Raw genomic sequence first — 1,056 nt, 5'->3', positions numbered from 1 at the left:
TTCAAACTTGATACTAAGCATCTTAAGCTTCAATGGGTTACGTTTTTCTGGAAACAAGATTAACTCGACTTTGATTTACAAACAAAAGCCAAAACGTAGAAAACCGAAATGACTCATAGTTTTGAAAGTCAGACTTTGAAATTTGGCCGCTAAAACTCAAAAACCTAAGATCAAGTTGCTGATTGAGCCAACCGCCCTAACCTTGCGCTTACCCGAAAATTGATTGAGGCAACTCTCTGAATTTCCAGCGCCAAAGAATGAGTGTCCGAAAAACAGCGCTCAAAAAAGCCAACTTGCCGACAAACACAAAACTGAAAAGCTGAGGGAACAAAGAAAACTATAAACCACTGATTTTAGTTGATTAAGCATAACGCCCGCTTAAGGGGCAGACAACGCTACTACTAACTTCCCGCATAACACCGTAATCACAAAAACCAACGCATAATAAAAATGCCATGCGTTGGCTGTCCCTCTTGAAGCGTTTGTTAGCATTATCTAGCCTAATTCGGATAACTCTTGTAGAAGCGACTCCAATTTACGCTCTTCTTCTTGAATTTTATTTTGGTATTTCCTGACTTTGTTATCCTTGCCACTTCCCTTTGCTTCTTGTAAATCTAAGTTATATTCGGCAATTTTATCTTTAGTTTCTTTAATTTCGTCAGCTAAATCTTGCTTAAGTTTTGTGTCACTACAATTGGACTTGGCTTCCGCTAGGGCAACTTTTAGTCCTTCTATCTTTTTTTGATTATTAGCTAACTGAGCACTTTCTATTTGCTGCTCAATCTCACAATACTTTCTTTCACACCCAGAAAAACCTGAACAGTTCAATGAAGCAAAACTATAAAATGACAATATAGACAGTACAACACCGGAAGCTTTCAACATTAATTTTACATTTGCTCTTTTCATTAACACAACTAACTTTAAATAATTTCACAAGGGATAATTAAACTACAAAATGGTGAATTGTCACACAACTATTATACGCGATGATTGATTTCTACCATTTGAATATGACTATTTAAGTTCTCAGAATGCTAACGCCCGGCTAAGGGG

General features: G+C 36.8%; 1 protein-coding gene. It reads right to left on the bottom strand.

Translation table 11 applies throughout. The annotated features are described in order from the left end of the window. Positions 1-495: 495 nt before the first annotated feature. The gene (locus DD616_RS00015; protein WP_231140446.1) at positions 496-909 is read right to left on the bottom strand and encodes a DUF1090 domain-containing protein; all 414 of its coding nucleotides are present in this window, start codon (positions 907-909) and stop codon (positions 496-498) included. Positions 910-1,056 lie beyond the last annotated feature (147 nt).

This window comes from Vibrio anguillarum (assembly GCF_003390515.1).
Lineage (GTDB): Bacteria > Pseudomonadota > Gammaproteobacteria > Enterobacterales > Vibrionaceae > Vibrio > Vibrio anguillarum.
The sequence above is the reverse complement of the archived record's forward strand: the minus strand, read 5'-3'. Positions and strand labels throughout refer to the sequence as shown.

Coding starts and splice junctions, on each gene's coding strand:
- DD616_RS00015 (WP_231140446.1), bottom strand. CDS start 909: ATGAAAAGAGCAAATGTAAAATTAATGTTGAAAGCTTCCGGTGTTGTA.